This is a genomic window from Methylococcus sp. ANG, from assembly GCF_040730495.1.
In the GTDB taxonomy this organism is placed as follows: Bacteria; Pseudomonadota; Gammaproteobacteria; order Methylococcales; family Methylococcaceae; genus Methylococcus.
On record NZ_CP160399.1, the window covers coordinates 2239606 to 2264896 of the forward strand.

The following is a 25291-nucleotide window of genomic DNA, read 5'->3' on the forward strand; positions in this document are numbered from 1 at the left end:
GCTACGGAACGGCTTCGACCTCACCGACGACCGGAGGACATGCCGATGACCACGCCCATCGCGAGCCGCCTGCACAAGGCCAAGACCTTCCTGATGCTATGGGGCAGCGGCTGGAAACGCCGCAAACTCCCCTCAGCGACCTCGTACCGCATCGAATGGCAGGATCCCGCATCCGGCGCCTGGTACGGCGACCGGGCCGCCCTGCGCCTGCTGAAGGTCCAGGCCCTGGCACCCTATGACCGGCCGGAGTCAGCCCGCGGGGGTTACTGCCAGCGCTTCTGATGCCTCGGCGCGCAAGGGGCCGTACACGACCAGATCGCGCCCCAGCGGCTGGCAGCCGCAATCGGCGATCCTGGCGGATTCCGGTCCGGTGCCGCCATTCCCGCTGCCGCCCCGGAACCGCGGCACCACGGTGATCACACAGTAGTCCGCCAGCGCCCCATCGAGGAAACGGCCGGTCAAGCCGGCATCCCCCTCGACCAGGAGAGAACGCACCCCGAGGCCAAGGACGGCCGCCAGCACTGCAGCAAGGTCGGCTTCGCCCCGGGCATCGGCGGGTACCGTGACGGCATCGCCGGCAGCCGTCGGCGTGCCGGCCACGGTGAACCTGACGGGGGCTTTCGAAGCGCCGCGCAAAGCGAGCCGCAGCTCCGGACCGGCCGCCGTCAGCACCCCCTCGTGAGCGGCCCGCAGGGCGCCGGACAGCTCGCACGCCTCAGGCCCTGCCGCCTGCGCTTCCCCCCCATCCAGACTCTGGACGCGGCTCAGCGTCACGAACGGCCGGCCTGGCGAAACCGGGCCTTCGACCAGTCGTTCGAACAGGGCATCGAGAAACGCAAAACGCGGACGTTTCCGCTCGAACGACAGCATATGCGACATTTTTTCGACCTTGGCCCGGAGATAACGGACGTTCTCCGGATGGCTGGGCGCCTCGATCGGCACCCGCGCGCCGATGGGGATACCGTAACGGCGCAGTTCGTCGAGCTTCTTGGGATTGTTAGTCATCAGCCGCACGCTCTTCACGCCGAGGTCTTCCAGCATGCGGGCCGCGACGTAATAGTCGCGCTCATCGGCCTGATGGCCCAGGCGCAGATTGGCCTCCACGGTGTCCAGCCCCTCATCCTGCAGATTGTAGGCCCGTAGCTTCTGCACCAGGCCGATGCCGCGGCCTTCCTGGCGCAGATACAGCAGCACCCCGCATTCCGCCTCGCCGATCGCGCTGAGCGCCAGCTCGAGCTGCTCGCCGCAGTCGCAGCGGCGCGAACCGAACACGTCGCCGGTCAGGCATTCGGAATGGACACGGGCCAGCACTCCCTCCCGCCCCCGGACCTCGCCCTTCACCAAAGCCAGATGCTGCTTATCGTCCTGGGCCCCGCCGTAGCAATGGATGACGAAATCGCCGAAGCGGTTGGGAAGGCGGGTGCTGACGAGCTCGTGAACGACGGGGGAAGTCCGGGTTTTCATGCAGGCGGTGAATTCCGAGAGAGTGCGGCTGAACGGCCCCGGAACCGAAGCTCGGGGAAGCTCGCTCAAGGTGAAAATCTACGCTTATACACAAGTTTGGCAATGCATGCCAAGGGCGGAGCACGGGGTCAGCGTGCCGAGAGGATTTCATTCAGGGTGGCGAGGGAATCTGCCGGCGCTGCGCAGACCCGCCCGCGGCAGACATAGGCCAGCGGCCCGCGCGGACCCGGAACCCGTGCCGCCAGCGCCGGCGGCAGCCCGGCCGCGTCGGCGGGAATGGCATAGACCAGGGCTTCGGGGGCGGCTTCGCGAGCCCTTGCGCGCCATTGCTCCAGCGCCTCGCCTTCGCCCCGCAGGATGATCAGCGGCGGCGGGGTGAGCCATTCCCGCGCCGCGTTCATCAAAGCGCCGTGGGCATTGGGGTACCTCGCCATCGCGCCGCGCGCCGCCCGCAAGCCCCGTTCGGCCGCATCGGCATAGCGCAGGTCCCCGATCAGGCCGGCGAGCCGGATCAGCGCGCGGATCGCGACGCCGTTGCCGGACGGCATGGACTCGTCCATCCAGGGCTTGGGGCGCTGGATGAGCGCTTCGTGGTCGGCAGAGGTGAAGAAGAACCCGCCGTGTTCGGCATCCTCGAAACGCTCCAGCAGCCGGTCCGCCAGGTCGGCCGCCCAGGCCAGGTCATCCGTGCACCAGCGCGTCTGCAGGAGCTCCAGCGTGGCGTCCAGCAGGAAGGCGTGATCGTCGAGATAGGCGTCGAACCGCGCCCGTCCGTCCTTGTAGACCGACATCAGCCGGCCATCGACGTCCATGGTCCGGCGCAGGAACCCGAAGGCCCGGTCCGCGGAGTCCTTGAAATCCTCCCGTCCCAGCAAACGCCCGGCCACGGTCATGCCCCGGATCATGAGGCCGTTCCATGCAGCGATGACCTTGTCGTCCCTGGCCGGCCGGACCCGCAGCCCCCTCGCCTGACGCAGGCAAGCCCTGGCCGATTCGAGGAGCCCGGCCACCTCGTCGCCGGTCTTCCCGGAATCCGCCGCAACGGCTTCCAGGGACCGGACAATGCGCAAATGCCAACGGCTTTCGAAGTTCGGGGGCTCGTCCAGGCCATAACGGCGGGAAAACACCGCGTACTCGTCCGCGGTGAGCAGCGCCTGAACCTCCCGGCGATCCCAGACGTAGAACCTGCCCTCCCCGCCCTCCGAATCCGCGTCGAGAGCCGCGTAATAGCCGCCCTCCGGGGACTGCATCTCGCGGATCACCCACTCGGCGGTTCCGATCGCGACGGCGGCGGCATAGGCCGGATCGCCGGTGTGCGCCGCCATCCTGGCATACAGCTCGAGCAACGGTCCGTTGTCGTAGAGCATCTTCTCGAAATGGGGAATCTCCCAGCGTTCGTCCACCGAATAGCGGGCGAAGCCGCCGCCGAGATGATCGTAGATGCCGCCCCGGGCCATGCCGTCGAGCGTCGTGCGAAGCATCTCGAAACCCTCGCCGTCCGAGCACAGCAGGAATTCGAGGTCGCCCGTGTGGGGAAACTTGGGCGCGCCGCCGAACCCGCCGTGAACGGGATCGAAATTGGTCCGAAGCGCCTGCTTCGCACGCGCCAACAGTTCGGCATCCGGCGGCATGGTGCCGCGGTCTTCGCGACCCATGGCCTCCAGGGCCTCGCGCAACACCTGGCCGTTCCGGGCCAGGTCACCCCGGTGCTCCGCATAGAAGGCGGCCAACTGGTGCAGCACGGACACGAAAGCCGGCATGTCGTAGCGCGGTTCCTTGGGAAAATAGGTGCCGGTGAAGAAAGGCACCAGATCGTGCGGGTTCAGGCACACCGTGAGCGGCCAGCCCCCGCCGCGGCGCGAGAGCATCTGGTGGACGGTCTGGTAGATGCGGTCGAGATCGGGCCGCTCCTCCCGGTCCACCTTGACGTTGACGAACAGCCGGTTCATGACTTCCGCCGTCGCCTCGTCCTCGAACGATTCATGCGCCATGACGTGGCACCAGTGGCAGGCGGAATAGCCGATGGAAAGCAGGATCGGCCGGTCGGAACGGCGGGCTTCTTCCAACGCCTCCGGCCCCCAGGGATACCAGTCCACCGGATTGTGCGCATGCTGCAGCAGGTAGGGACTGGTCTCGCCTGCCAGGCGGTTGGAACGCTGTGGGTCGAGCATGCTCGGGCGGCTTCTCGGAAGGGGGATACGGCCCAGTGTACCAGTTCCCCCGCATTTCCGAGTATCCCGCTGGGATTCAAAGGTCTGTTTCCGACCCTCGGCGAGGCGCGGCAGATCGAACCGGACGATCTCCTGCAAAGCCTTGGCGCCGAAAGGTGCCGGCAAAGGCGATCGCCATCACAGCCCCGGAGCGGCGCGCGATTTTGGGGGTTTCCAGCAGAGAACGGTTCGGACGGATTATCCTAAGCCGGCTAGTCCGACTTGGGATTATTGCACCAGCGCCAGCAACACGCCCGCCGCCACGGCGGAGCCGATGACGCCGGCCACGTTCGGGCCCATGGCGTGCATCAGGAGGAAGTTGTGGGGATTGCCCTCCTGGCCCACCTTGTTGGCCACCCGCGCCGACATCGGGACGGCGGAAACGCCGGCCGCGCCGATCAGGGGATTGATCTTGTGGTGAGTAAAGCGGTTCATGAGCTTCGCCATCAGCACCCCGGAGGCCGTGCCGAAACCGAAGGCGATCGCGCCGAGCACGAGGATTCCCAAGGTCTCCGGGCGGAGGAAGGCATTGGCGCTCAGCTTGGAACCGACCGATAGCCCCAGGAAGATGGTAACGATGTTGATCAGTTCATTCTGGGACGTTTTGCTCAGCCGTTCGACCACACCGCATTCGCGCATCAGGTTGCCCAGGCAGAACATGCCGATCAAAGGCGCTGCCGATGGCAGCAGCAAAGCGGTCAGGATCAGCAGCACCACCGGGAAAATGATTTTCTCCGTCTTGCCGACCACGCGCAGTTGCGACATTTCGATCAGGCGCTCCTCCGGCGTGGTCAGGGCGCGCATGATGGGGGGCTGGATCAACGGCACGAGGGCCATATAGGAATAGGCCGCGACGGCGATGGCGCCGAGCAGGTCCGGTGCGAGCCTGGAGGCCACGTAGATGGCGGTCGGGCCGTCGGCGCCGCCGATGATGGCGATGGCGGCCGCATCCCTGAAGCTGAACTGCAGGCCGGGCACCAGGTTCAGCGCCAGCGCGCCGAACAGGGTGCCGAAGATGCCGAACTGTGCGGCCGCCCCCAGCAGCAGGGTCTTAGGGTTGGCCAGCATGGGACCGAAATCGGTCATGGCCCCCACACCCATGAAGATCAGCAGCGGGAATATCCCGGACTTGATGCCGAAATACAGATACGAGAGCAGCCCGCCCTCTTCAGCGATACCGGCCACCGGAATGTTGCTGAGCACCGCGCCGAAGCCGATGGGAAGCAGCAGCAAAGGCTCGAAGCCTTTGCGGATGGCGAGGTAGATGAGCAGGAACCCCACCGTCATCATGACGACTTGTCCCCACTGGAAGTTGGACAGGCCGGTGCTGCCCCACAATTCGACGAATCCGTTCATGGATCGGCCTGCCTCAGCCCAGCGTGACCAGCACGTCGCCGGTATTGACGGTATCGCCCGGCTTGACGGCGATACCAACCACGACGCCGCCGCTGCGCGCCCTCACTTCGGTCTCCATTTTCATGGCCTCCATGACGACGACGACCTGGCCCTCGGCCACTTTCTGCCCTTCCGTGACGTTGATCCGCAGCACGTGTCCCGCCATCGGCGCGCTGACCGACTCGCTGACGGCCCGCGCGGCGAGGATCTGCGCCGCCGCGGACGGCGAAGCGGCGCCGGCCGCCGGATTGATCGCCCCGATGGCGCCGCCCGGCGCCACCTCGACCTGATAACTGCGGCCATTGACCGTGACGGTGTAGAGCCTGGCGCCATCGGGCGCCACCGCCTCGCCGGTGACCTCGGCCACGGGTGCTGCGGGCTCTGCGCCGGGGGCAGGCTCGAAGGCCGCCGGATTGCCCCGGTTCTGCAGGAAACGCCAGCCGACCTGGGGGAACAGGGCGTAGGTCAGCACATCCTCGACCTGCGGGGAGGACAGCTTCACCCCGTGCTCCTTGGCCAGGCGCTTCAATTCGTCGGTCAGCCTCTTCAGTTCAGGCTCGAGCAGATCGGCGGGACGGCAGGTGATGGGCTCGTCACCCTTCAGCACCCGGGCCTGCAATTCGGCGTTGACGGGCGCCGGGGTGGCGCCGTATTCGCCCCGCAGGACGCCCGCGGTCTCCTTGGTGACGGTCTTGTAGCGCTCGCCGGCGAGCACGTTGAGGACGGCCTGGGTGCCGACGATCTGCGAGGTCGGCGTGACCAGCGGGATGAAGCCCAGATCCTCGCGGACCTTGGGAATCTCCCGCATCACCTCGTCGAAGCGCTCCAGCGCCCCCTGCTCCTTGAGCTGGCTTTCCATGTTGGTGAGCATCCCCCCCGGCACCTGGGCCACCAGAATGCGGCTGTCGACACCTTTCAGGCTGCCCTCGAACTTGGCGTACTTTTTCCGGACCTCGCGGAAATAGGCCGCGATCTCCTCCAGCAGATGGATGTCGAGGCCGGTATCGCGCTCGCGTCCCTGGAAGATCGCCACGACCGCCTCGGTGGGGCTGTGGCCGTAGGTCATGCTCATGGACGAAATCGCCGTGTCGACGTTGTCGATGCCGGCCTCGACCGCCTTCACGATGGCGGCCGTGCTCAAGCCCGTGGTCGCATGACATTGCATGTGGATCGGCACGCCGACCTCCTGCTTGAGGCGTCCGACCAGTTCCTCGGCGACATAAGGCTTGAGGAGGCCCGCCATGTCCTTGATGCAGATCGAATGGGCGCCCATGTCCTCCAGGCGCTTGGACAGATCGACCCACATGTCGACCGTGTGCACGGGGCTCACGGTATACGAAATCGTGCCCTGGGCGTGCTTGCCCACGGCGATGGTCGCGCGGATAGCCTTTTCGAAGTTGCGGAGGTCGTTGAGCGCATCGAAGATGCGGAACACGTCGACGCCGTTTTCGGCCGAGCGCTCCACGAATTTCTCCACCACGTCGTCCGCATAGTGGCGATAGCCCAGCAGGTTCTGGCCCCGCAGCAACATCTGCAGACGGGTGTTCGGCAAAGCCTTCTTCAGCGTCCGCAGGCGCACCCAAGGGTCTTCGCCCAGATAGCGGATGCAGGCATCGAAGGTCGCACCGCCCCAAGCCTCCAGGGACCAGAATCCGACCTTGTCCAGCTTGGGACAGATCGGCAGCATGTCCTCAAGACGAACGCGGGTGGCCAGGAGGGACTGATGTGCATCGCGCAGGACGACGTCAGTGATGCCCAAGGGGGTTGCCATGCAAAAACTCCTTAGAATGTGCCTTACTTGTTCTGGTAGCGGTGGATCGCAGCCGTGATGGCGGCGACGATCTCCGCCTCGTCCTCACCCCCGGCGCTCCTGACGGGCACGGCGCTCACGGGCTTCAGGGTGACCGGCTCCTCCGGCGAATAACGGCCGATCAGCCGCGAAGACGTGTGGATGACCCCCACCAGCAGAGCCAGAAACAGGAACACGATGGTCATGCCGATGAGCATGAGCCTGCTCCCGGCCAGCAAGAGCTCTGGGATCGACGATTCCATGCGGGAAATTTCAGGTTAGCGACAAAACGCCGGAATGATAAAGCGCTCCGGCGGGAAAGTCGAACCGCGGCGCGGCGGCCCCTCCCCCACGGCGCACATTCGGGATTGGCGGAAGGAGTTTTTCGCGCTAACGGTTGAGTTGAAGCATGTTCTGGTCGTCCCTCGAACCGCGCTGTTCCTCGTGACGCTGCTGCGGCTCCTTCGGCTTGAGCGTCAGCTTCGCGATGCCGGTCCAACTGGCCATGAACATCAGCATCGCGATCGTCGACACCGTCACCGCCGCCATCAGCCGATCCGGACTTTTGGCCCAGAACAGCACCCACTTGGGCTTGATCAGGCTGATGATTATGCCGATCACGAAAAAGGCGGCGGCGAACGCCACCAGAATTCTTAAAATCATCACTTTGGTAGCCAGATCCATGCGCTCGTCCTCGAAACGAGTAAACGGGGAAAAGCGCGATTAAACCGGATTCGATGAATCCGCGCCACTCGCCGCCCGTGACGCCGGGGTTCAACGCTCGGCGCAGAATTCGAAACGGGCCGCTCCGCTCGTCCAGGCTGCGGACGGAAAGCCCTCTTATCCGATTCATCCGTATGACCTGCGTAGGAACGAGATGTCATCCGGCCCCCACCGGCTGACGATGCCGACAGGACAAAGCCGGTGCCAAGCCGCCGGAGCCCTTGCAATCCGGGCGCTGCAGCGGCTCAACGGGCCAGGGGAACGGAATTTTCGACGCTCCGAGGCAACGGGAATCGGGGATTGACACCCGAGTAAGGAACTAGGAAATTAGCCGGGAGCGCGTCAGCTGGTAAAATCGGCCGGTTGACTCCCAATCTTTTCAGGTAACGCATGATGAATCGCAAACAGACTGTCGGCGTGCGCGTCGGTTCGGTACAGATCGGGGGCGGCGCGCCCATCGTGGTCCAGTCCATGACCAACACCGACACCGCCGACGTGGCGGGAACCGTCCGCCAGGTCGTCGACCTCGCCCGCGCCGGTTCGGAACTGGTGCGCGTCACCGTCAACAACGAAGAAGCCGCCGAAGCCGTGCCCCGCATCCGGGAAGAATTGGACCGGCAGGGCTGCAACGTGCCGCTGGTGGGCGACTTCCACTTCAACGGCCACAAGCTGCTGGAAAAATACCCCGCCTGTGCCGAGGCCCTGGGCAAGTTCCGCATCAATCCGGGCAACGTCGGCCGCGGCTCCAAGCGCGACCCGCAGTTCGCCCAGATGATCGAGTTCGCCTGCCGCTACGGCAAACCGGTCCGCATCGGCGTCAACTGGGGCAGCCTGGACCAGTCGGTGCTGGCCCGTTTGCTCGATGAGAACGCGCAGCTCGCCGAGCCCCGGCCCCTGCCGGAAGTCATGCGCGAAGCCGTCATCACCTCGGCGCTGGAAAGCGCGGAAAAGGCACAGGGCTTAGGGCTGCCGAAGGACCGCATCGTGCTGTCGTGCAAGATGAGCGGGGTGCAGGAGCTGATTTCGGTCTACGAATCCTTGTCGAGCCGCTGCGACTATGCCCTGCACCTGGGGCTGACCGAGGCCGGCATGGGTTCCAAGGGCATCGTCGCCTCCACCGCCGCGCTGTCGGTGCTGCTGCAGCAGGGCATCGGCGACACCATCCGGATATCGCTGACCCCCGAGCCCGGCGCCGACCGCAGCCTGGAGGTCATCGTCGCCCAGGAAATCCTGCAGACCATGGGCCTGCGCTCGTTCACCCCGATGGTCATCTCCTGCCCCGGCTGCGGCCGCACCACCAGCGACTATTTCCAGAAGCTGGCCCAGCAGATCCAGTCGCACCTGCGGCACAAGATGCCGGAATGGCGCAAGCGCTACCATGGCGTGGAAGACATGCACGTGGCCGTCATGGGCTGCGTGGTGAACGGCCCGGGCGAGAGCAAGAACGCCAACATCGGCATCAGCCTGCCGGGCACGGGAGAACAGCCGGTCGCCCCGGTGTTCGAGGACGGCGTCAAGACGGTGACCCTGAAGGGCGACCGCATCGCCGAGGAATTCCAGGAACTGGTCGAGCGCTACATCGAGACCCATTACGGCACCCGGGCCGAAGCCTAGGCGCCGCGCCTCATTGCGGGGAACCGGCCGCCGCCAGACGTTCGAGTTCCCTGTCGCTGAATCCCGCGCGCCGGCGCAGTTCGAGATTGAACGGCCCGCGCGCCTGGCCGCGCAGATGGCGCTCCACGAGAGCGAAATACTCGGTTTCCGGATCGATCCCGCGCTGATCGCAGACCCACTGGAACCAGCGGGAGCCCAAGGCCACGTGCCCGACCTCGTCATGCAGGATGCGTTCGAGCGCTTCGACGCTGCGCGCATCCCCCGCCTGTCGCAGCCGCTCGATCATGCCCGGCGTCACGTCCAGCCCGCGCGCCTCCATGAAGCGCGGCACCAACGCCATGCGGGCGGCGACGTCGTAAGCCGTTTCCTCCGCGATGCTCCACAACCCGCCATGGGCCGGGAGCTCCCCGTAATCGGCGCCGAGTTCGCGCAGCCGCTGCCGCACCAGCGCGAAGTGCTCCGCCTCCTCGGCCGCCACCCTCAGCCAGTCGCGGTAGTAGCCTTCCGGCAGGCCGCGGAAGCGGTAGAGATGATCCCACGCCAATTGGATCGCGCTGAACTCGATGTGGGCCACTGCGTGCAAGAGCGCCACCCGCCCCTCGAGGGTGTTGATGCCGCGACGCGGCAGATCGCGCGGATCGACCCGCGGCGGGCGCTCGGGGAAACGGGCGAAGCCGGTCGGCAGCGGCTCGCCTTCCGCGCCGAAATCGAGTTCGTCGGCCAGACAGGCCTGCCAGGCCTCGTGGGACAATGCCAGCTTGGTTTCGACGTCGGGCGAGCCGAGACAGCGCTCGGCGTACGTGTATACGTTCCCGGTCATCCCCAAGGTCGCAACGAATCCCCGCCGACCGCCCTCAAGCCGCTTCCACGGCCTTCACGTCCGCCGCCCGCTCGGCATAAGCCGGCGTCTGGTCGAAATTCAGATAGCGGTAGGTGTCGGCCGCCTTCTCCTCGATCTTGCCGGCATAAGCCATGTATTCCTCCAGGCTGGGAATCCGGCCCAGGATGGAGCAGACCGCCGCCAGCTCGGCCGAAGCCAGAAACACCTGGGCACCGGCGCCGAGGCGGTTGGGGAAGTTGCGGGTGGAGGTCGACACCACCGTGGCGTTGTCGGCCACCCGCGCCTGGTTGCCCATGCACAAGGAGCAGCCGGGCATCTCGGTGCGGGCGCCGGCCTTGCCGTAGGTGGCGTAATAGCCTTCCTCGCTGAGCTGGGCCTGGTCCATGCGGGTCGGCGGGGCGATCCACAGCCGGGTCGGCGTGGGCTTGCCGAAGGCTTCCAGCAGCCTGCCGGCGGCACGGAAATGGCCGATGTTGGTCATGCAGGAGCCGAGGAATACCTCGTCGATATGGGTGCCGGCGACCTGGGACAGCGGTTCGACGTCGTCCGGATCGTTGGGACAACAAAGCAAAGGCTCGGTGATCTGGTTCAGGTCGATCTCGATGACTTCGGCGTATTCGGCGTCCGGGTCCGCCTCCAGCAACTGCGGATCGGCCAGCCAGGTCTCCATCGCCGCGATGCGCCGCCGCAGGGTGCGCGCGTCGCCGTAGCCCTCGGCGATCATCCAGCGCAGCAGGGTGATGTTGGAATGCAGGTATTCCTCGATCGGCGCTTGGTTCAGCTTGATGGTGCAGGCCGCCGCCGAACGCTCGGCGGAGGCGTCGGCCAGCTCGAAGGCCTGCTCGACCTTGAGGTCCGGCAAGCCCTCGATCTCCAGGATGCGGCCGGAGAAGACGTTCTTCTTGCCTTGCTTCTCGACCGTCAACAGGCCCCGCTGCAGCGCCGCGTAGGGAATCGCGTGGACCAGGTCGCGCAGGGTGATCCCCGGCTGCATCTCGCCCTTGAAGCGCACCAGCACCGATTCCGGCATGTCCAGCGGCATCACGCCGGTGGCGGCGGCGAAGGCCACCAGGCCCGAACCCGCCGGAAAGGAAATGCCGATCGGGAAGCGGGTGTGCGAATCGCCGCCGGTACCGACCGTATCCGGCAGCAGCATGCGGTTGAGCCAGGAATGGATGATGCCATCGCCCGGCCGCAGCGACACGCCGCCCCGGTTCATGATGAAGTCCGGCAGGGTGTGGTGGGTCTCGACGTCGACCGGCTTGGGATAGGCCGCGGTATGGCAGAACGACTGCATCACCAGGTCGGCCGAGAAGCCCAAGCAGGCCAGATCCTTCAGCTCGTCCCGCGTCATCGGGCCGGTCGTGTCCTGCGAACCCACCGTGGTCATCGCCGGCTCGCAGTAGGTGCCGGGACGGATGCCCGCCACCCCACAGGCCTTGCCCACGATCTTCTGCGCCAGGGTGTAGCCTTTTCCACTCTCGGCCGGCGCCTTGGGGCGGCGGAAGACTTCGGAAGGCGGCAGACCCAAGGCCTTGCGCGCCCGGTCGGTGAGGCCGCGGCCGATGATCAGGTTGATGCGCCCGCCGGCCCGCACCTCGTCCAGCAGGATGTCGGTCTTGAGCGCGAACCGGCAGATTTCCTCGCCCGTTTCGTGGCGGCGGATCATGCCTTGGTAGGGGTAGATGTCGATCACATCGCCCATCCGCATGGCGGTGACGTCGCATTCGATCGGCAAGGCGCCCGAGTCTTCCATGGTGTTGAGGAAAATCGGCGCGATCTTGCCGCCGATGCAGACCCCGCCCTGGCGCTTGTTGGGGACGTGGGGGATGTCCTCGCCGGTGAACCACAGCACGGAGTTGGTGGCGGACTTGCGCGACGAGCCGGTGCCGACCACGTCACCCACGTAGGCCACCGGGAAACCCTTGGTCTTGAGTTCGGCGATCTGCGCTTCGGCGTCGTGGATACCCTCGCGCGGCACCTTCAGGATGGCCTTGGCGTGCAGCGGGATGTCCGGGCGCGACCAGGCATCCTGGGCCGGCGACAGGTCGTCGGTATTGGTCTCGCCGGCCACCTTGAACACGGTCACGGTCAACTTCCCGGGCACTTCCGGGCGGGAGGTGAACCATTCGGCCTCCGCCCAGGAGCGCAGCACGGCCTGAGCGTGGACATTGCCGCCCTGCGCCTTGGCCTCGACATCGTGGAAGGCGTCGAACACGAGCAGGGTGCGGGACAGGCCGTGAGCCGCAACCGGGGCCAGCGACGGATGGTCCAGCAACTCGATCAGCGGCGCGACGTTGTAGCCGCCCAGCATGGTGCCGAGCAGCTCGGCGGCCTGCCTGGGAGACACGATCGGCGAAACCGCCCCCCCCTTGGCGACCGCGGCCAGGAAACCCGCCTTCACGTAGGCCGCCTCGTCCACCCCGGCCGGGACGCGGTTGCTCAGGAGATCGAGCAGAAACGCCTCTTCGCCGGCGGGCGGCGCCTTCAGCAGTTCCACCAGCGCCGCGGTCTGTTCGGCGGTCAGCGGCTTGGGTACGACGCCCTGTGCGGCACGTTCGGCCACGTGCTCTCGGTATTCGGTCAACATGTTCAACCCCAGATAAGTAAAGAAACCCGCCCCGCCCTCTTAAGACAACCAACTGCGGTAAAGCGACGTCGCTCCGACAGGGAATGCCGGAGCCCAGAAGTCATGGACGACACGAGCTTGGCGTTCCCTGTGTAGTCACGTAGGTCGGAACCGGCTTCATCGGGTTCCGACGCCAGGAAACCCCGTTTGGCGGAACCCGAAAAGATGGTTCCGCCAAACTACGCGACCGGAGCTGGGCGGGAAATATTAGGGCTATTATATGGAATAACCCGCCCCGAAACGGCATGCTCAAACCATGACGACGCTCTACATCACCCACCCGGTCTTTCTCCGCCATGACACCGGCCCCGGCCATCCGGAAGGTTCGGTGCGCCTTGCCGCCATCGAAAGCGCCCTGGCCGCACCGGAATTCCAGGATCTGCGGCGTCTGCAAGCCCCGCGCGCCGAAATCTCCCGGCTCGAACTGGTCCATTCCAAGGGGCACATCGAACGGGTGTTCGCCGCGATTCCGCAGACCGGCCATCACTTCGTCGATGCCGACACCGTAGTCTCGCCCGAATCCGGTGAAGCCGCCCTGCACGCGGTCGGCGCGGTTTGCCTGGCGGTGGACGAGGTGGTGGCCGGCACCGCGCGCAACGCCTTCTGCGCGGTACGCCCGCCCGGACATCACGCGGAACCGGACGCGGCCATGGGCTTCTGCCTGTTCAACAACGTCGCCATCGCCGCCGCCCATGCCCTCGCCAACCGCGGGCTGCAGCGCGTCGCCATCGTGGATTTCGACGTGCATCACGGCAACGGCACCCAGGCCGCGTTCAGGCGCAACCCGGCGGTCCTGTACGCCTCGACCCACCAGTATCCCTGGTATCCGGGCACGGGCAGCGCGAAGGAAACCGGCGTCGGCAACCTGGTCAACATCCCCCTGCCCGCGGGCACGGGCTCCGCGGCCTACCGCAAGGCCGTCACGGACACCGCGCTGCCCGCCATCGACCGCTTCCGGCCCGAATTGATCCTGGTGTCGGCCGGCTTCGACGCCCACCGCGACGACCCGCTGGCCGACCTCGCGCTCACCGAGGACGACTACGGCTGGATCACGGCGGAACTCGTGACGCTGGCGGACCGCCATGCGTGCGGGCGCGTCGTGTCGGCACTCGAAGGCGGTTACGCCCTGCAGGCGCTGGGCCGCAGCGTGGCGGCCCATGTTCGGGCGCTACTCCTCCCCAACCCTGGCGCCCTCCCCGCGGCGGCAGCCTAGGCCGTGCCTCGCCCGATGGCGAAATAATCGAAGCCCTGCGCCTTCATATGCGCGGGATCGTAGATGTTGCGGCCGTCGAAGACCGCGGGGCGTGTGAGGGTCTGCTTGATTTCGTCGAAGTCGGGGCTGCGGAACACGTTCCATTCGGTGACCACCGCCAGCGCATCGGCGCCCTGCAGGGCCGATTCCGGCGAATCGCACAGGATCAGGTCCGCCCGGTCGCCGTAGATGCGATGGGCCTCCTCCTGCGCCACGGGATCGAACGCGCGCACTTTCGCCCCCGCCTGCCACAGCGCATCCATCAGGGTGCGGCTGGGCGCTTCGCGCATGTCGTCCGTGTTCGGCTTGAAGGCCAAGCCCCAGACAGCGACGGTCTTGCCGGCCAGATCGCCGTGGAAATAGGCGTTGATCTTCTCGAACAGCTTTTCCTTCTGGCGGTCGTTCACGGCTTCCACCGCCTGCAGCAACTGGGCGGGATAGCCGGCGTCGCGGGCGGTACGCTCTAAGGCTTTGACGTCCTTGGGGAAGCAGGAGCCGCCGTAGCCGCAGCCGGGATAGATGAAGTGGTAGCCGATGCGCGGGTCCGAGCCGATGCCGACGCGGACCTTCTCGATGTCGGCGCCGAGCCGCTCGGCGAGGTTGGCCAGTTCGTTCATGAAGCTGATCTTGGTGGCCAGCATGGCGTTGGCGGCGTACTTGGTCAGCTCCGCCGAGCGGATGTCCATGCACACCATGCGGTCGTGGCTGCGGTTGAAAGGCGCGTAAAGGGCGCGCAGCAGCTCGGTGGTGCGCGGGTTGTCGGTGCCGACCACGATCCGGTCCGGCTTCATGAAGTCCTCGATGGCCGCGCCCTCCTTGAGGAATTCCGGGTTCGACACCACGTCGAACTCCATGGCGGCACCGCGACGGGCCAGCACTTCGTTCACGGCGCCGCGCACCTTGTCCGCCGTACCGACCGGGACGGTGGACTTGTTGACGATGATCCGGTAGTCCCGCATCCGCTCGCCGATGCTGCGCGCCACGGCCAGCACGTATTGCAGGTCGGCCGAGCCGTCCTCGTCGGGCGGCGTGCCGACGGCGACGAACTGGAACAGGCCATGGCTCACGCCGAGGTCGATGTCGGTGGTGAACTGCAGGCGGCCGGCGGCCATGTTGCGCTTGATGATGGTATCGAGGCCGGGCTCGTAGATCGGCACTTCGCCCCGGTTGAGGCGCTCGATCTTGCCCGCGTCGATGTCGATGCAGACCACGTCGTTGCCGACCTCGGCCAGACAGGCGCCGGTGACCAGGCCGACATAGCCGGAACCAAAGATTGTGACTTTCATGCGGTTTCCTTGGAAATAAGAAAAAAAGGACTTTAGGCGAAGCGGGCCAGATCGGCCTGAATGTCGGCGAGGTTCTCGAGGCCGACGGCGATGCGGACCAACCCGTCGGCGATGCCCGCCGCGGCCCTGGCTTCCGGGCTCAAACGGCCGTGGGTGGTGGTCGCCGGATGGGTGATGGTGGTCTTGGCATCGCCCAGGTTGCCGGTGATCGACAGCAGCCGGGTGCTGTCGATCAGACGCCAGGCGGCTTCCTGTCCGCCCTTGACCTCGAAACTGACGATGCCGCCGAAGCCGGACTGCTGGCGGGCGGCGAGTTCGTGCTGGGGATGGCTGGCGAGCCCCGGGTAATGCACCCGCTCGACCCAGGGCTGCGCCTCCAGCCAGCGGGTCAGGCCGAGCGCGTTCTCGCAATGGGCTTTCATCCTGAGATTCAGCGTTTCCAGGCCTTTGAGGAACACCCAGGCGTTGAACGGACTCATGCTGGGGCCGCCGGTGCGCAGGAAGGGGAAGATCTCCGCGTCGAGCAAGTCGCGCGCGCCGACGATCGCGCCGCCCACGCAGCGGCCCTGGCCATCGAGGTACTTGGTGGCCGAGTGGATCACGATGTCCGCGCCCAAAGCCAGCGGCCGCTGCAGAGCCGGGGTGCAGAAGCAGTTATCCACCACCAGCAGGCAGCCGCGGGCGTGGGCGATGTCCGCGAGACGGGGGATGTCGGCGATTTCGGTCAGCGGATTGGAGGGCGTCTCCAGAAACAGGAAACGGGTCTCGGGCCGGATGGCCGCTTCCCAGCCCGCGTAGTCGGTGAGACCGATGAAAGTCGTCGGCACCCCGAACTTGGCCAGGTAGTTCTGGAACAGCAGGGTGGTGTTGCCGAACACGCTGCGCGAGCACACCACGTGATCGCCGGCCTTCAGCAACCCGAACGCGGTGCTGGCGATGGCCGCCATGCCGGAGCCGACGGCGACGCAGCGCTCCCCGCCCTCGAGCGCCGCCAGCCGCTCCTCGAAGGTGCGCACCGTGGGGTTGGTGAAACGCGAGTAGATGTTGCCCGGCGTCTTGCCGGCGAAGCGTTCGGCCGCCTCGGCGGCACTCCGGAATACGTAGCTGGAAGTGGCGAAGATCGGCTCCGCGTGCTCCTGCTCCATCGTCCTGCGCTGCCCGGCGCGCACGGCCCGGGTTTCCATGGCGAATTCGTTCCAGTCCAGATCGTCCACGGCTCCTGCTCCCTTAGACGGTGTTGTAAAGATCGATGGCGGTCGCAACCGCGTCACGTTTGGCTTTGGCGTCGTCCGAACGGTGCTCTCCCAGGCTGTCCAGGTAGGCCTGGTCGATGTCGCCGGTGACATAGTCCTTGTCGAAGCACGAAGTGTCGAAACGGGGAATCGACGGATTGCCCTTCTGCACCGACTCGACCAAGTCGGCCAAGTCCTGGTAGACCAGCCAGTCCGCGCCCAGCTCTTCCCGCACCTCCTCGTCGGTCCGGCCGTGGGCGATCAGCTCCTCGACCGCCGGCATGTCGATGCCGTAGACGTTGGGGTAGCGGACCGGCGGCGAGGCCGAGGCGAAATAGACCTTGCGGGCGCCGGCGTCGCGGGCCATCTGGATGATCTGGGTCGAGGTGGTGCCGCGCACGATGGAATCGTCCACCAGCAGCACGTTCTTGCCCTTGAACTCCAGGTCGATGGCGTTGAGCTTCTGCCGCACCGACTTCTTGCGCAGAGTCTGCCCCGGCATGATGAAGGTGCGCCCGATATAGCGGTTCTTGATGAAGCCCTCGCTGTATTTCACTCCCAGCCGGTTGGCGAGCTGCAGCGCCGAGGTGCGGCTGGTGTCCGGGATGGGGATGACCACGTCGATGTCGTGCCCGGGGCGCTCCCTCAGAATCTTGTCGGCCAGCTTGTCGCCCATGCGCAGCCGGGCCTTGTAGACGGAGATGTCGTCGATGATGGAGTCCGGCCGGGCGAAATAGACGAATTCGAAGATGCAGGGGGAATATACGACGTGTTCGGCGCACTGCCGGGTATGCAGGGTGCCGTCCTTCTCGATCAGGACCGCCTCGCCGGGTGCCACGTCACGGATCAGCTCGAAGCCGAGCACGTCCAGGGCCACGCTCTCGGAAGCGATCATGTATTCCTTGCCGAGCCGCCCCTCGCGCTCGCCGAAAACCAGGGGGCGGATGCCGTGCGGATCGCGGAAGCCGACGACGCCGAAACCCGTGACCATCGCCACCACGGCGTAAGCGCCGCGGCAGCGCCGGTGCACCGCCGAGACAGCGCGGAACACGTCGTCCGGCGACACCCGCAGCTTGCCGATGCCCTGCATTTCATGGGCGAAGACGTTGAGCAGGACTTCCGAATCCGAATCGGTGTTGATGTGGCGCTGGTCCTGCCGGAACAGCTCGCGCTTGAGCATGGCCGCATTGGTCAGATTGCCGTTGTGGGCGAGCGAGATGCCGTAAGGGGAATTGACGTAGAACGGCTGGGCTTCGGCGGTACTGGAACAGCCGGCGGTGGGATAGCGCACGTGGCCGATGCCCATCGAGCCCTTCAGCTCCACCATGTGGCGGGTGTGGAACACGTCCCGCACCAGGCCGCTTTCCTTGCGCAGATGCAGCCGCTCCCTCTCGCAGGTCACGATGCCGGCGGCATCCTGGCCGCGATGCTGAAGCACGGTAAGCGCCTCGTACAGCTCCTGGTTGACCTCATCATTGGAAACGATACCGGCAATTCCGCACATAGCCTGAACCTGTAAAGCGATTGAACGAAGGGGGTGTTAAGGATAGGCGACCTGACCTGCGATTTCAGCCGGCAGCAGGGCCTTGATCCATAGCGCCATGGACTGAAACGGTGGAATGAGGCGCGACTCCCGCCACCACGGGTCCCGGGGCAGCGGGGTGAACCCGGCCAGGAGCACCAGCACCGACACGAGCAGCACGCCGCGCGCCAGCCCGAACACCAGCCCGGCCAGCCGGTCGGTACCCCCCAGGCCGGTGCCCGTCACCAGCCGCCCGAGCAGGAAACCCGTGAGACCGCCCGCCACCAGGCTGACCAGGAAGATCGCGACGAAAGCGACGCCGAGCCGCAGCGACGGCACCGAAATCAGGGTTTCGAGATGGACCGCCAGATCCTGGCTGAACCGTAGCCCCAACCAGATCGACGCGGCCCAGGCCGCCAGCGAGAACACTTCGCGCACCAGGCCGCGGATCAACCCGACCAGGGCGGACAAGCCCATCAACGATAGGATGAGATAGTCGGCCCAGGTCAAACCACCCGCGACCGCCGTGGCCGGCACGACCTGCGGCAACATCGCCTAGCGGGCGCGGGACGGCACCAGATAGCCGCGGATGCCGGCGACCGCCTCGAGCTGGCGGAGTGCCTGCTCGGCCTTGGCCTTGTCGGGTTCGGGCCCGATCCGGACACGGTAGGTCACCTTGCCGGTGCTGCCGTGGACGGTTTCGGCGTAGGCGGACAGCTTGTTCTGGCGCAGCTTCTCGACCAACGCCTTCGCATTGGCCTCCTCGACGAAGCTTCCGGCCTGAACCAGCCAGACCGAAGAACCGGCGGCCGGCGTCGCGGGCGGTGTGTTTTCCGGCTTGCGGACCGGCGGCTCGGCCGGCACCACCTTCGCCTGGGACTTGCTCGCCTTGTCTGCCGGCGGCCTCACCTCGGCAGGCGCGGCGGGGATTTTCTTCGGTGCGGACGGTTTCGCCGTGGGTTTCACCCGCGGCGCCGCCTCTGCGGGCGGCACGTCTTCCTCGACGAACCCCTCGGCCGGCACCTCCTCCGGTTCGGCCGGCTGGCCGGGTCTCTCCTTCTGCGGGGCCGCTCCGCGTTTCGCTGCCGGCGCAGACGGGACCGCGCCCTCTCCCGCGGCGCCGTTTTCGCCGCCCGTAATCGGAATGATGCGGTCCGCTCCTTCGGCCTCCACCGGCTCGGCCGTCGCGACCTCGTCCACCGAGCGGGGCAGCTCGATCGGCTGTTCCTCCATGTCCTTGGGCATCGGCGGAATTTCGGCCACTTCCGCACGGGACGGCTCGTCCGGCTTCTCGTCGAACAGCATGGGCACGAAAATCACGGCGAAGGCGACGATGACCGTTGCGCCGATCAGCCGCTGTTTCAACTGTTCATCCATACGTTTCCTCAAGCTTTGGATGGATTGGCTTCGATTCGGGCCAGATACTCGGCGACCAGAAAAAATGAACCGAACACCAGAATGATGGATTCATTCTCGGCATTTCGACGGACCCTTGCAAACGCCTCGGCGGCATCCGCAAAACCCTGCTGCACACTGCTTACGCCGAGCCCCGCGAACACCGGCATCAGGATATCCGGCGTCGCGGCCCGCGGCAGTTGCAACGGCGCGAGATACCAGTCGTCCACCAGATCACGGATGCATTCGACCACGCCGCGGATGTCCTTGTCGCGCATCATGGCGAATACCGCGTGCACCGGACGCCCCCGCTTGAACTGCCGCAGGAACTCGGCGAGCACGCGCACCGCATGGGGATTGTGCGCGACGTCGAGCAGCACCGTGGGCTCGCCCTCCTGTATCTGGAACCGGCCCGGCAGATGGACGCTCGCCAGCCCCGCCCGGACAGCCGCTTCCGGCACCGGGAGATGGGGCCTGACCGCTTCGATCACCTGCAACACCGCGGACATGTTGAAATACTGATGGTCGCCCAGCAGACAGGGCTTGGGCAGCGCCGTGTGGGTTTCACCGCGTCCGTACCAGATCCAGCCACCGTCTTCACGCCGGAAGGAAAAATCGCGCCCCTGCATCAGCAAATCCGCACCGATCTCCTCCGCATGCCGCAATACCGTGGCCGGGGCATCGGGATCGCCCAGGACGCATGGCCGCCCCGGTCGGAAGATGCCGGCCTTCTCCTGGCCGATGGCCTCGCGGGTCAGCCCCAGCCATTCCTCGTGGTCGATGCCGATGCTGGCGACCAGCGCGGCATCGGCGTCGACGATGTTCACGGCATCGAGCCGCCCCCCGAGGCCGACCTCGAGGATCTGCACGTCGAGTCCGGCGCGGCGGAAGATGTCCAGTGCCGCCAGCGTGCCGAACTCGAAGAAACTCAGCGTGGTATCGCCGCGCACCGCTTCGATCCGTTCGAACGAGGCACAGATGGCCGCGTCGTCGACCGGCATCCCGCCGATGCAGATGCGTTCGTTGTAGCGCAGGATGTGGGGCGAGGTGTAGGCGCCGACGCGGTAGCCGGCCCGGCGCAGGATGGTGTCCAACGCCGCGACGCAGGAACCCTTGCCGTTGGTGCCTCCGACCGTGATGGTGAAAGGCCGGTCCTGGGCCGGATTGAGTGCGCGGTAGACCCTGCGCACCCGCTCCAGGCCGAGATCGATGGCCTGGGGGTGTAGGGTCTCCTGCCAAGACAGCCACTCCCCGAGAGTCGAGAAGCGCATCGGCTATTCGGCTTCCGGATCGTCCACCGGCAACGCGGAAAGATAACGGGCCAGATCGGCCTCGCCGCCGGCCTCCCCGATCGCCGGCGGCGGCGCCTTCGGCACGGCGGGAACGATTGCCCGGCCGTCGCGGGTCATGAGACCCAGCAGCGCGGCGATGCGCTCGCGCAGGTCGCGGCGGTCGACGATCATGTCGATGGCGCCGTGTTCGAGCAGGAATTCGCTGCGCTGGAACCCTTCCGGAAGCTTCTCCCGCACCGTCTGCTCGATCACGCGGGGGCCGGCGAAACCGATCAGGGCGCCCGGTTCGGCGATGTTGATGTCGCCGAGCATGGCGAAGCTGGCCGAGACCCCGCCCATGGTCGGATCGGTCAGGACGGAAACGAAGGGAATCCTCGCCTTGGACAGACGCCCCAGGGCGGCGCTGGTCTTGGCCATCTGGAACAGCGACAACAGCGATTCCTGCATGCGGGCACCGCCGCTGGCGCTGAAAACCACGAACGGCGCGCCATGCTCCAGGCTGTGGTTGACGCCGCGCACGAAGCGCTCGCCGACCACCGAGCCCATGGAGCCGCCCATGAACTCGAAATTGAAGGCTCCCGCCACGATCGGCAGACCCAGCAACTGGCCGGCCACCACGATCAGCGCATCCTTTTCGCCGGTGGCTTTCTGCGCTTGCAGCAGACGGTCCTTGTACTTCTTGTTGTCCTTGAATTTCAGCGGGTCCTGCGGCGCCAGACCCTCGCCGATTTCCAGCCGGTTGCCCGGATCGAGAAACAGGTGCAGGCGCTTCCGGGCCGAAATGCGCATGTGATGCGAGCACTTCGGGCACACCTCGAGATTGCGCTCGACTTCCGACCTGTACAGGATCGCATTACAGCTCGGGCACTTGCACCACAGCCCTTCGGGCACGGTGCTCTTGGTCGAGGCCTCGGTGCGGATCGTGGAAGGAATGAGTTTATGGAACCAGCTCAAGGTCATGATCTCTCCCGGATTCAGGCATCCAGCGCCCGCCGCATGGCGGCGAGCAGGTCGACGATGTCCTTGCGCGCCTGGTCGGGCCGGTCCTGCGCCGCCGCGATCTTTTCCACCAGGGCGCTGCCCACCACCACGGCGTCGGCGAACCGCCCTATGGCCGCCGCGGTTTCGGCGTTCTTCACGCCGAAACCGACCCCGACGGGCAGATCGGTCAGCGACTTGATGTGGGCGATCCTGCTTTCGACTTCGCCGAGGTCGAGGTGCGATGCCCCGGTCACCCCCTTGAGGGATACGTAGTACAGATAGCCGCGGCCCAGCGAGGCCATCCGCTGAACCCGCGCGTCGGAACTGTTGGGCGCCAGCAGGAAGATCGGGTCGATTCCCGCCTGGTGCAGCATCGGCACGAATTCACCCGCCTCTTCCGGCGGCATGTCGACGGTCAGCACGCCATCGACGCCAGCGTCCTTGGCACGGTCGGCGAAGGTCTGGTAACCCATGCATTCGATGGGATTGAGGTAGCCCATCAGTACGATGGGCGTCGTCTGGTCGGTGCGGCGGAACTCGGCCACCATGTCCAGCGTCTTGCGCAGGCTCATGTGATGGACAAGAGCCCGCTCGCTGGCTTTCTGGATCACCGGGCCGTCGGCCATGGGATCGGAAAACGGCACGCCCAGCTCGATGATGTCGGCCCCGGCTTCGACCATGGCGTGCATCGCCGGCAAGGTGAATCCGGGCTCCGGGTCGCCGGCGGTGATGAAGGGGATCAGGGCCTTGCGCCCGTCCTGGCGCAGCGCTTGGAAAGTCGAGGTCAGACGGCTCACAGGACGATGCCCTCCCGGGTGGCGATGGTGTTGATGTCCTTGTCGCCACGGCCGGACAGGTTGACCAGGACGATCTTGTCGGGACTCAGGGTCGGCGCCAGCTTGAGGGCATAGGCGACGGCATGGCTGGACTCCAGCGCCGGGATGATGCCCTCCAGCCGGGTCAGGGTGTGGAAGGCTTCCAGCGCCTCGTCGTCGGTGGCGCTGACATAGGTCGCGCGGCCGGAATCCTTGAGCCAGGCGTGTTCCGGGCCGACGCCGGGATAGTCCAGGCCGGCGGAGATGGAGTGGGTCTCGATGATCTCGCCGTCGTCGTCTTCCATCAGATAGGTCCGGTTGCCGTGCAATACGCCGGGACGGCCAGCGCTCAGCGGCGCCGAATGGCGGCCGGTTTCGATGCCGTCGCCGGCGGCCTCCACCCCGTACATGGCAACCTCGCGGTCGTCGACCAAGGGGTAGAACAGGCCGATCGCGTTGGACCCTCCACCCACGCAGGCGACCAAAGCGTCGGGAAGGCGCCCGGCCAGGTCCAGCATCTGGCTGCGTGCCTCGCGTCCGATCACGGCCTGGAAGTCGCGCACCATGGCGGGATAGGGATGGGGGCCCGCCACCGTGCCGATGATGTAGAAGGTATCGTCGACGTTGGTGACCCAGTCGCGCATGGCCTCGTTCAGGGCGTCCTTGAGCGTCCTGGAGCCCGACTCGACCGCCACCACGGTGGCGCCGAGCAGCTTCATGCGGAACACGTTGAGGGCCTGGCGCTGGACGTCGACCGCGCCCATGTAGACCACGCATTCCATCCCCAGCCGGGCGGCCACGGTGGCGGTGGCCACGCCGTGCTGGCCGGCGCCGGTCTCGGCGATCACCCGCCGCTTGCCCATGCGCTTGGCCAAGAGGGCCTGGCCGACGGTGTTGTTGACCTTGTGCGCGCCGGTATGATTGAGGTCTTCGCGCTTGAAGTAGATCTGCGCACCGCCGAGCTCCCGGCTCAAGCGTTCGGCGTGGTAGATCGGCGAGGGACGGCCGACGTAATGGTTCAGATCGTGATCCAGCTCGGCGAGAAATTCCGGGTCCTTCAGGTAGCGATGGTAGGCGGCTCTCAGCTCTTCCAGCGGCTCCATCAGGGTCTCGGCGACGAAAATGCCGCCGTAGGGTCCGAAATGACCGCGGTCATCCGGCAGGTTATAGGGCTGAATCTCGTCTCGCATAGTCAAAGTCGTATACCTCGCGTAAAAACGCCGCCATCTTGTCGTGGTCCTTGATTCCCTTCCGCTCACCTTCCACGCCGCTCGAAACGTCGACGGCATAGGGCCTCGCCGTTGCCAGGGCCTCTTTCACATTGGCCGGGGTGAGCCCGCCCGCCAGGATCAGCGGCAGCGCGCACCCGGCTTCGGCCCTGCGCCAGTCGAACGTCATGCCGGTTCCGCCCTGCTCTCCCGGGTGGTAGGCGTCGAGCAGCAGGCCAGAAGCACCGGCATACCGGCGAGCCTCGGCCCCGACGTCGATGCCGGGCTTCATCCGGAGGGCCTTGAGATAGGGCCGGCCGAAAGCCGCGCAATACTCCGGGGATTCTTCGCCATGGAATTGCAGCAGGTCGATCCGCACGGCACCGCAGATCTCCCGAACCCGCTCCGGCCCGGCATCCACGAACAGGCCCACCACCGTGACGAATGCCGGGACGGCCGAGGCGATGGCCCGCGCCTGGCCGACGCTCACGTTGCGCGGGCTGGGACCGTGGAACACCAGGCCCAGCGCATCGGCGCCGAGAGCCACCGCGCGAGCCGCGTCCTCGGCCTGCGTGAAACCGCAAATTTTAACCCGAGTTCGCCCTGAGGGATATGCCGGCATCATGATTCGTCGGCCGGTTGGTAGCGGCGGGCGTCCGCCGGCAGATTTCCGAAAACGGGGTCCCGCGCCAGCCCGAATTCTTCTGGATAGCACACGCCTCCCAGGTAAAGCCCGTCCGGCGGCGCCGTGACGCCACCCTGGGCGCGGTCACGCATGGCCAGCAGTTCGCCGACCCAGGCCGGATCGTGCTTGCCCGCACCCACCGCCATCAGCACCCCGGCGATGTTGCGCACCATGTGGTGCACGAAGGCGTTGGCGGCGATTTCCATGACCACCCTTTCACCTTCCCGGCGCACGCGCAGGAAATGAACGCGGCGGAAAGGGCTGAGGGACTGGCACTGCTGGGCTCGAAAGGATGAGAAATCATGTTCGCCGATCAGATGGGCCGCACCTTCCCGCATCCGCTCGACGTCCAGCGGGGCGTGGCACCAGGTGAGCTGGCGGGGCCGCAAAGCGGAACGCATGGGGCGGTTCAGTATCTCATAGCGGTAATAGCGGGCGATCGCGCTCAACCGGGCATGGAAATGGGGTTCGGTCTCCCGCACCCATAAAATCCGCACATCCTCCGGCAGCGCGGTATTGGCACCCAGCAGCCAGGAGCGCTCGCTGCGCCGGCTTTCGGTATCGAAATGCACTACCTGCTCGATGGCATGCACCCCCGCATCGGTGCGCCCCGCGCACACGACCCGGACCGGAGCGTTTGCGATCCGGCTCAGGGCCTGCTCGACCACGGCCTGAATGGTGCGCTTGCCGTTCTGCCGTTGCCAACCGGCGAAGCGGCTGCCGTCATATTCTATGCCTAAGGCGATCCTCATGTTCCGGGCCTGGTTCGAGGCGCGCTATCGTACCAGAAACGCCCCCGCCGGCTTATCCACAGATTCTGTGGATAATTCTGTGAGCCCCCTGCAGACTGTCCGCGCAACACGTTGATTCGAAAAGGCCCCGCCGAACCTGACAAAATCGAGACACCGCCTGCGCGGGCTTCCGGGTGAGCCCGTATCGGCGAGGCGGACACTGCGGC

At 66.3% G+C, this 25291-nt stretch carries 22 protein-coding genes; 3 read left to right on the plus strand and 19 right to left on the minus strand.

The genetic code is table 11. From position 1 onward, the window contains the following. The first annotated feature begins 45 nt into the window (after positions 1-45). Positions 46-282 (plus strand): hypothetical protein, encoded by a 237-nt coding sequence (locus ABZN20_RS10855; protein WP_367025265.1) that lies wholly within the window; start codon positions 46-48, stop codon positions 280-282. Here the strand turns inward: ABZN20_RS10855 and ribA are convergent. The 6 genes from ribA to ABZN20_RS10885 all read right to left on the minus strand — a co-directional run bounded on the left by ribA (position 250) and on the right by ABZN20_RS10885 (position 7542). Continuing rightward, a complete protein-coding gene (gene ribA, locus ABZN20_RS10860) occupies positions 250-1464 on the minus strand; it encodes a GTP cyclohydrolase II (protein WP_367025266.1) in 1215 nt (404 codons plus the stop codon). The two genes, ABZN20_RS10855 and ribA, sit on opposite strands and share 33 nt — an antisense overlap. 128 nt (positions 1465-1592) lie before the next feature. Beyond that, positions 1593-3635: a thioredoxin domain-containing protein gene (locus ABZN20_RS10865; protein WP_367025267.1), complete on the minus strand. Its 2043-nt coding sequence runs from the start codon at positions 3633-3635 to the stop codon at positions 1593-1595. Between the two features lie 267 nt (positions 3636-3902). Beyond that, on the minus strand, positions 3903-5030 hold the full coding sequence (locus tag ABZN20_RS10870) for a sodium ion-translocating decarboxylase subunit beta (RefSeq protein ID WP_218807840.1): 1128 nt from the start codon (positions 5028-5030) through the stop codon (positions 3903-3905). A 13-nt stretch (positions 5031-5043) separates the two neighbouring features. Then, complete coding sequence (gene oadA, locus ABZN20_RS10875; RefSeq protein WP_218807841.1) at positions 5044-6840, minus strand: sodium-extruding oxaloacetate decarboxylase subunit alpha; 1797 nt, start codon at positions 6838-6840, stop codon at positions 5044-5046. Between the two features lie 23 nt (positions 6841-6863). Then, positions 6864-7121 carry an OadG family protein gene (locus tag ABZN20_RS10880; RefSeq protein WP_367025268.1) on the minus strand — a complete coding sequence of 86 codons (258 nt, stop codon included), beginning with the start codon at positions 7119-7121 and terminating at the stop codon, positions 6864-6866. Positions 7122-7248: 127 nt separating this feature from the next. Next, the gene (locus tag ABZN20_RS10885) at positions 7249-7542 is read right to left on the minus strand and encodes a hypothetical protein (protein ID WP_218807843.1); all 294 of its coding nucleotides are present in this window, start codon (positions 7540-7542) and stop codon (positions 7249-7251) included. Positions 7543-7971: 429 nt separating this feature from the next. Here ABZN20_RS10885 and ispG point away from each other — a divergent pair, with 429 nt between their 5' ends. Beyond that, positions 7972-9195 carry a flavodoxin-dependent (E)-4-hydroxy-3-methylbut-2-enyl-diphosphate synthase gene (gene ispG, locus ABZN20_RS10890; RefSeq protein WP_218807844.1) on the plus strand — a complete coding sequence of 408 codons (1224 nt, stop codon included), beginning with the start codon at positions 7972-7974 and terminating at the stop codon, positions 9193-9195. 10 nt (positions 9196-9205) lie between these two features. Here the strand turns inward: ispG and ABZN20_RS10895 are convergent, their stop codons facing one another. After that, positions 9206-10015 carry a ferritin-like domain-containing protein gene (locus ABZN20_RS10895; RefSeq protein ID WP_367025269.1) on the minus strand — a complete coding sequence of 270 codons (810 nt, stop codon included), beginning with the start codon at positions 10013-10015 and terminating at the stop codon, positions 9206-9208. Positions 10016-10049: 34 nt separating this feature from the next. Beyond that, positions 10050-12626: a bifunctional aconitate hydratase 2/2-methylisocitrate dehydratase gene (gene acnB / locus ABZN20_RS10900; RefSeq protein ID WP_367025270.1), complete on the minus strand. Its 2577-nt coding sequence runs from the start codon at positions 12624-12626 to the stop codon at positions 10050-10052. 295 nt (positions 12627-12921) lie between these two features. On the opposite strand from acnB, the gene ABZN20_RS10905 reads away from it, so the two are divergent. Continuing rightward, positions 12922-13878, plus strand: coding sequence for a histone deacetylase family protein (locus ABZN20_RS10905; protein ID WP_367025271.1), 957 nt, complete (start codon positions 12922-12924; stop codon positions 13876-13878). Here ABZN20_RS10905 and ABZN20_RS10910 read toward each other — a convergent pair. From ABZN20_RS10910 to truA, 11 genes are read right to left on the minus strand one after another with little or no spacing between them, the layout of a single operon-like run. After that, positions 13875-15203 carry a UDP-glucose dehydrogenase family protein gene (locus ABZN20_RS10910; protein ID WP_367025272.1) on the minus strand — a complete coding sequence of 443 codons (1329 nt, stop codon included), beginning with the start codon at positions 15201-15203 and terminating at the stop codon, positions 13875-13877. The genes ABZN20_RS10905 and ABZN20_RS10910 overlap by 4 nt on opposite strands. Before the next feature lie 32 nt (positions 15204-15235). Then, positions 15236-16417 (minus strand): O-succinylhomoserine sulfhydrylase, encoded by a 1182-nt coding sequence (locus tag ABZN20_RS10915; RefSeq protein ID WP_423246404.1) that lies wholly within the window; start codon positions 16415-16417, stop codon positions 15236-15238. Positions 16418-16430: 13 nt separating this feature from the next. After that, positions 16431-17939, minus strand: coding sequence for an amidophosphoribosyltransferase (purF, locus tag ABZN20_RS10920; RefSeq protein WP_218807850.1), 1509 nt, complete (start codon positions 17937-17939; stop codon positions 16431-16433). Between the two features lie 36 nt (positions 17940-17975). Beyond that, complete coding sequence (locus ABZN20_RS10925) at positions 17976-18509, minus strand: CvpA family protein (RefSeq protein ID WP_218807851.1); 534 nt, start codon at positions 18507-18509, stop codon at positions 17976-17978. 3 nt (positions 18510-18512) lie between these two features. Continuing rightward, positions 18513-19334: an SPOR domain-containing protein gene (locus tag ABZN20_RS10930; RefSeq protein ID WP_218807852.1), complete on the minus strand. Its 822-nt coding sequence runs from the start codon at positions 19332-19334 to the stop codon at positions 18513-18515. A gap of 8 nt (positions 19335-19342) precedes the next feature. Beyond that, positions 19343-20623 (minus strand): bifunctional tetrahydrofolate synthase/dihydrofolate synthase, encoded by a 1281-nt coding sequence (gene folC, locus ABZN20_RS10935; RefSeq protein ID WP_218807853.1) that lies wholly within the window; start codon positions 20621-20623, stop codon positions 19343-19345. Between the two features lie 3 nt (positions 20624-20626). Further along, the gene (gene accD, locus ABZN20_RS10940) at positions 20627-21604 is read right to left on the minus strand and encodes an acetyl-CoA carboxylase, carboxyltransferase subunit beta (protein WP_218807854.1); all 978 of its coding nucleotides are present in this window, start codon (positions 21602-21604) and stop codon (positions 20627-20629) included. 14 nt (positions 21605-21618) lie between these two features. Continuing rightward, a complete protein-coding gene (gene trpA, locus ABZN20_RS10945) occupies positions 21619-22422 on the minus strand; it encodes a tryptophan synthase subunit alpha (protein ID WP_218807855.1) in 804 nt (267 codons plus the stop codon). Next, entirely contained in the window at positions 22419-23630 is a 1212-nt protein-coding gene (gene trpB / locus ABZN20_RS10950) for a tryptophan synthase subunit beta (RefSeq protein WP_367025273.1), read from the minus strand. Before trpB ends, trpA begins: the two co-directional genes overlap by 4 nt. Further along, positions 23605-24273, minus strand: a complete 669-nt coding sequence (locus ABZN20_RS10955) for a phosphoribosylanthranilate isomerase (protein ID WP_218807857.1) — start codon at positions 24271-24273, stop codon at positions 23605-23607. Before ABZN20_RS10955 ends, trpB begins: the two co-directional genes overlap by 26 nt. After that, complete coding sequence (gene truA / locus ABZN20_RS10960) at positions 24270-25085, minus strand: tRNA pseudouridine(38-40) synthase TruA (protein ID WP_367025274.1); 816 nt, start codon at positions 25083-25085, stop codon at positions 24270-24272. The genes ABZN20_RS10955 and truA overlap by 4 nt, the downstream gene beginning before the upstream one ends. Between the last annotated feature and the right edge of the window lie 206 nt (positions 25086-25291).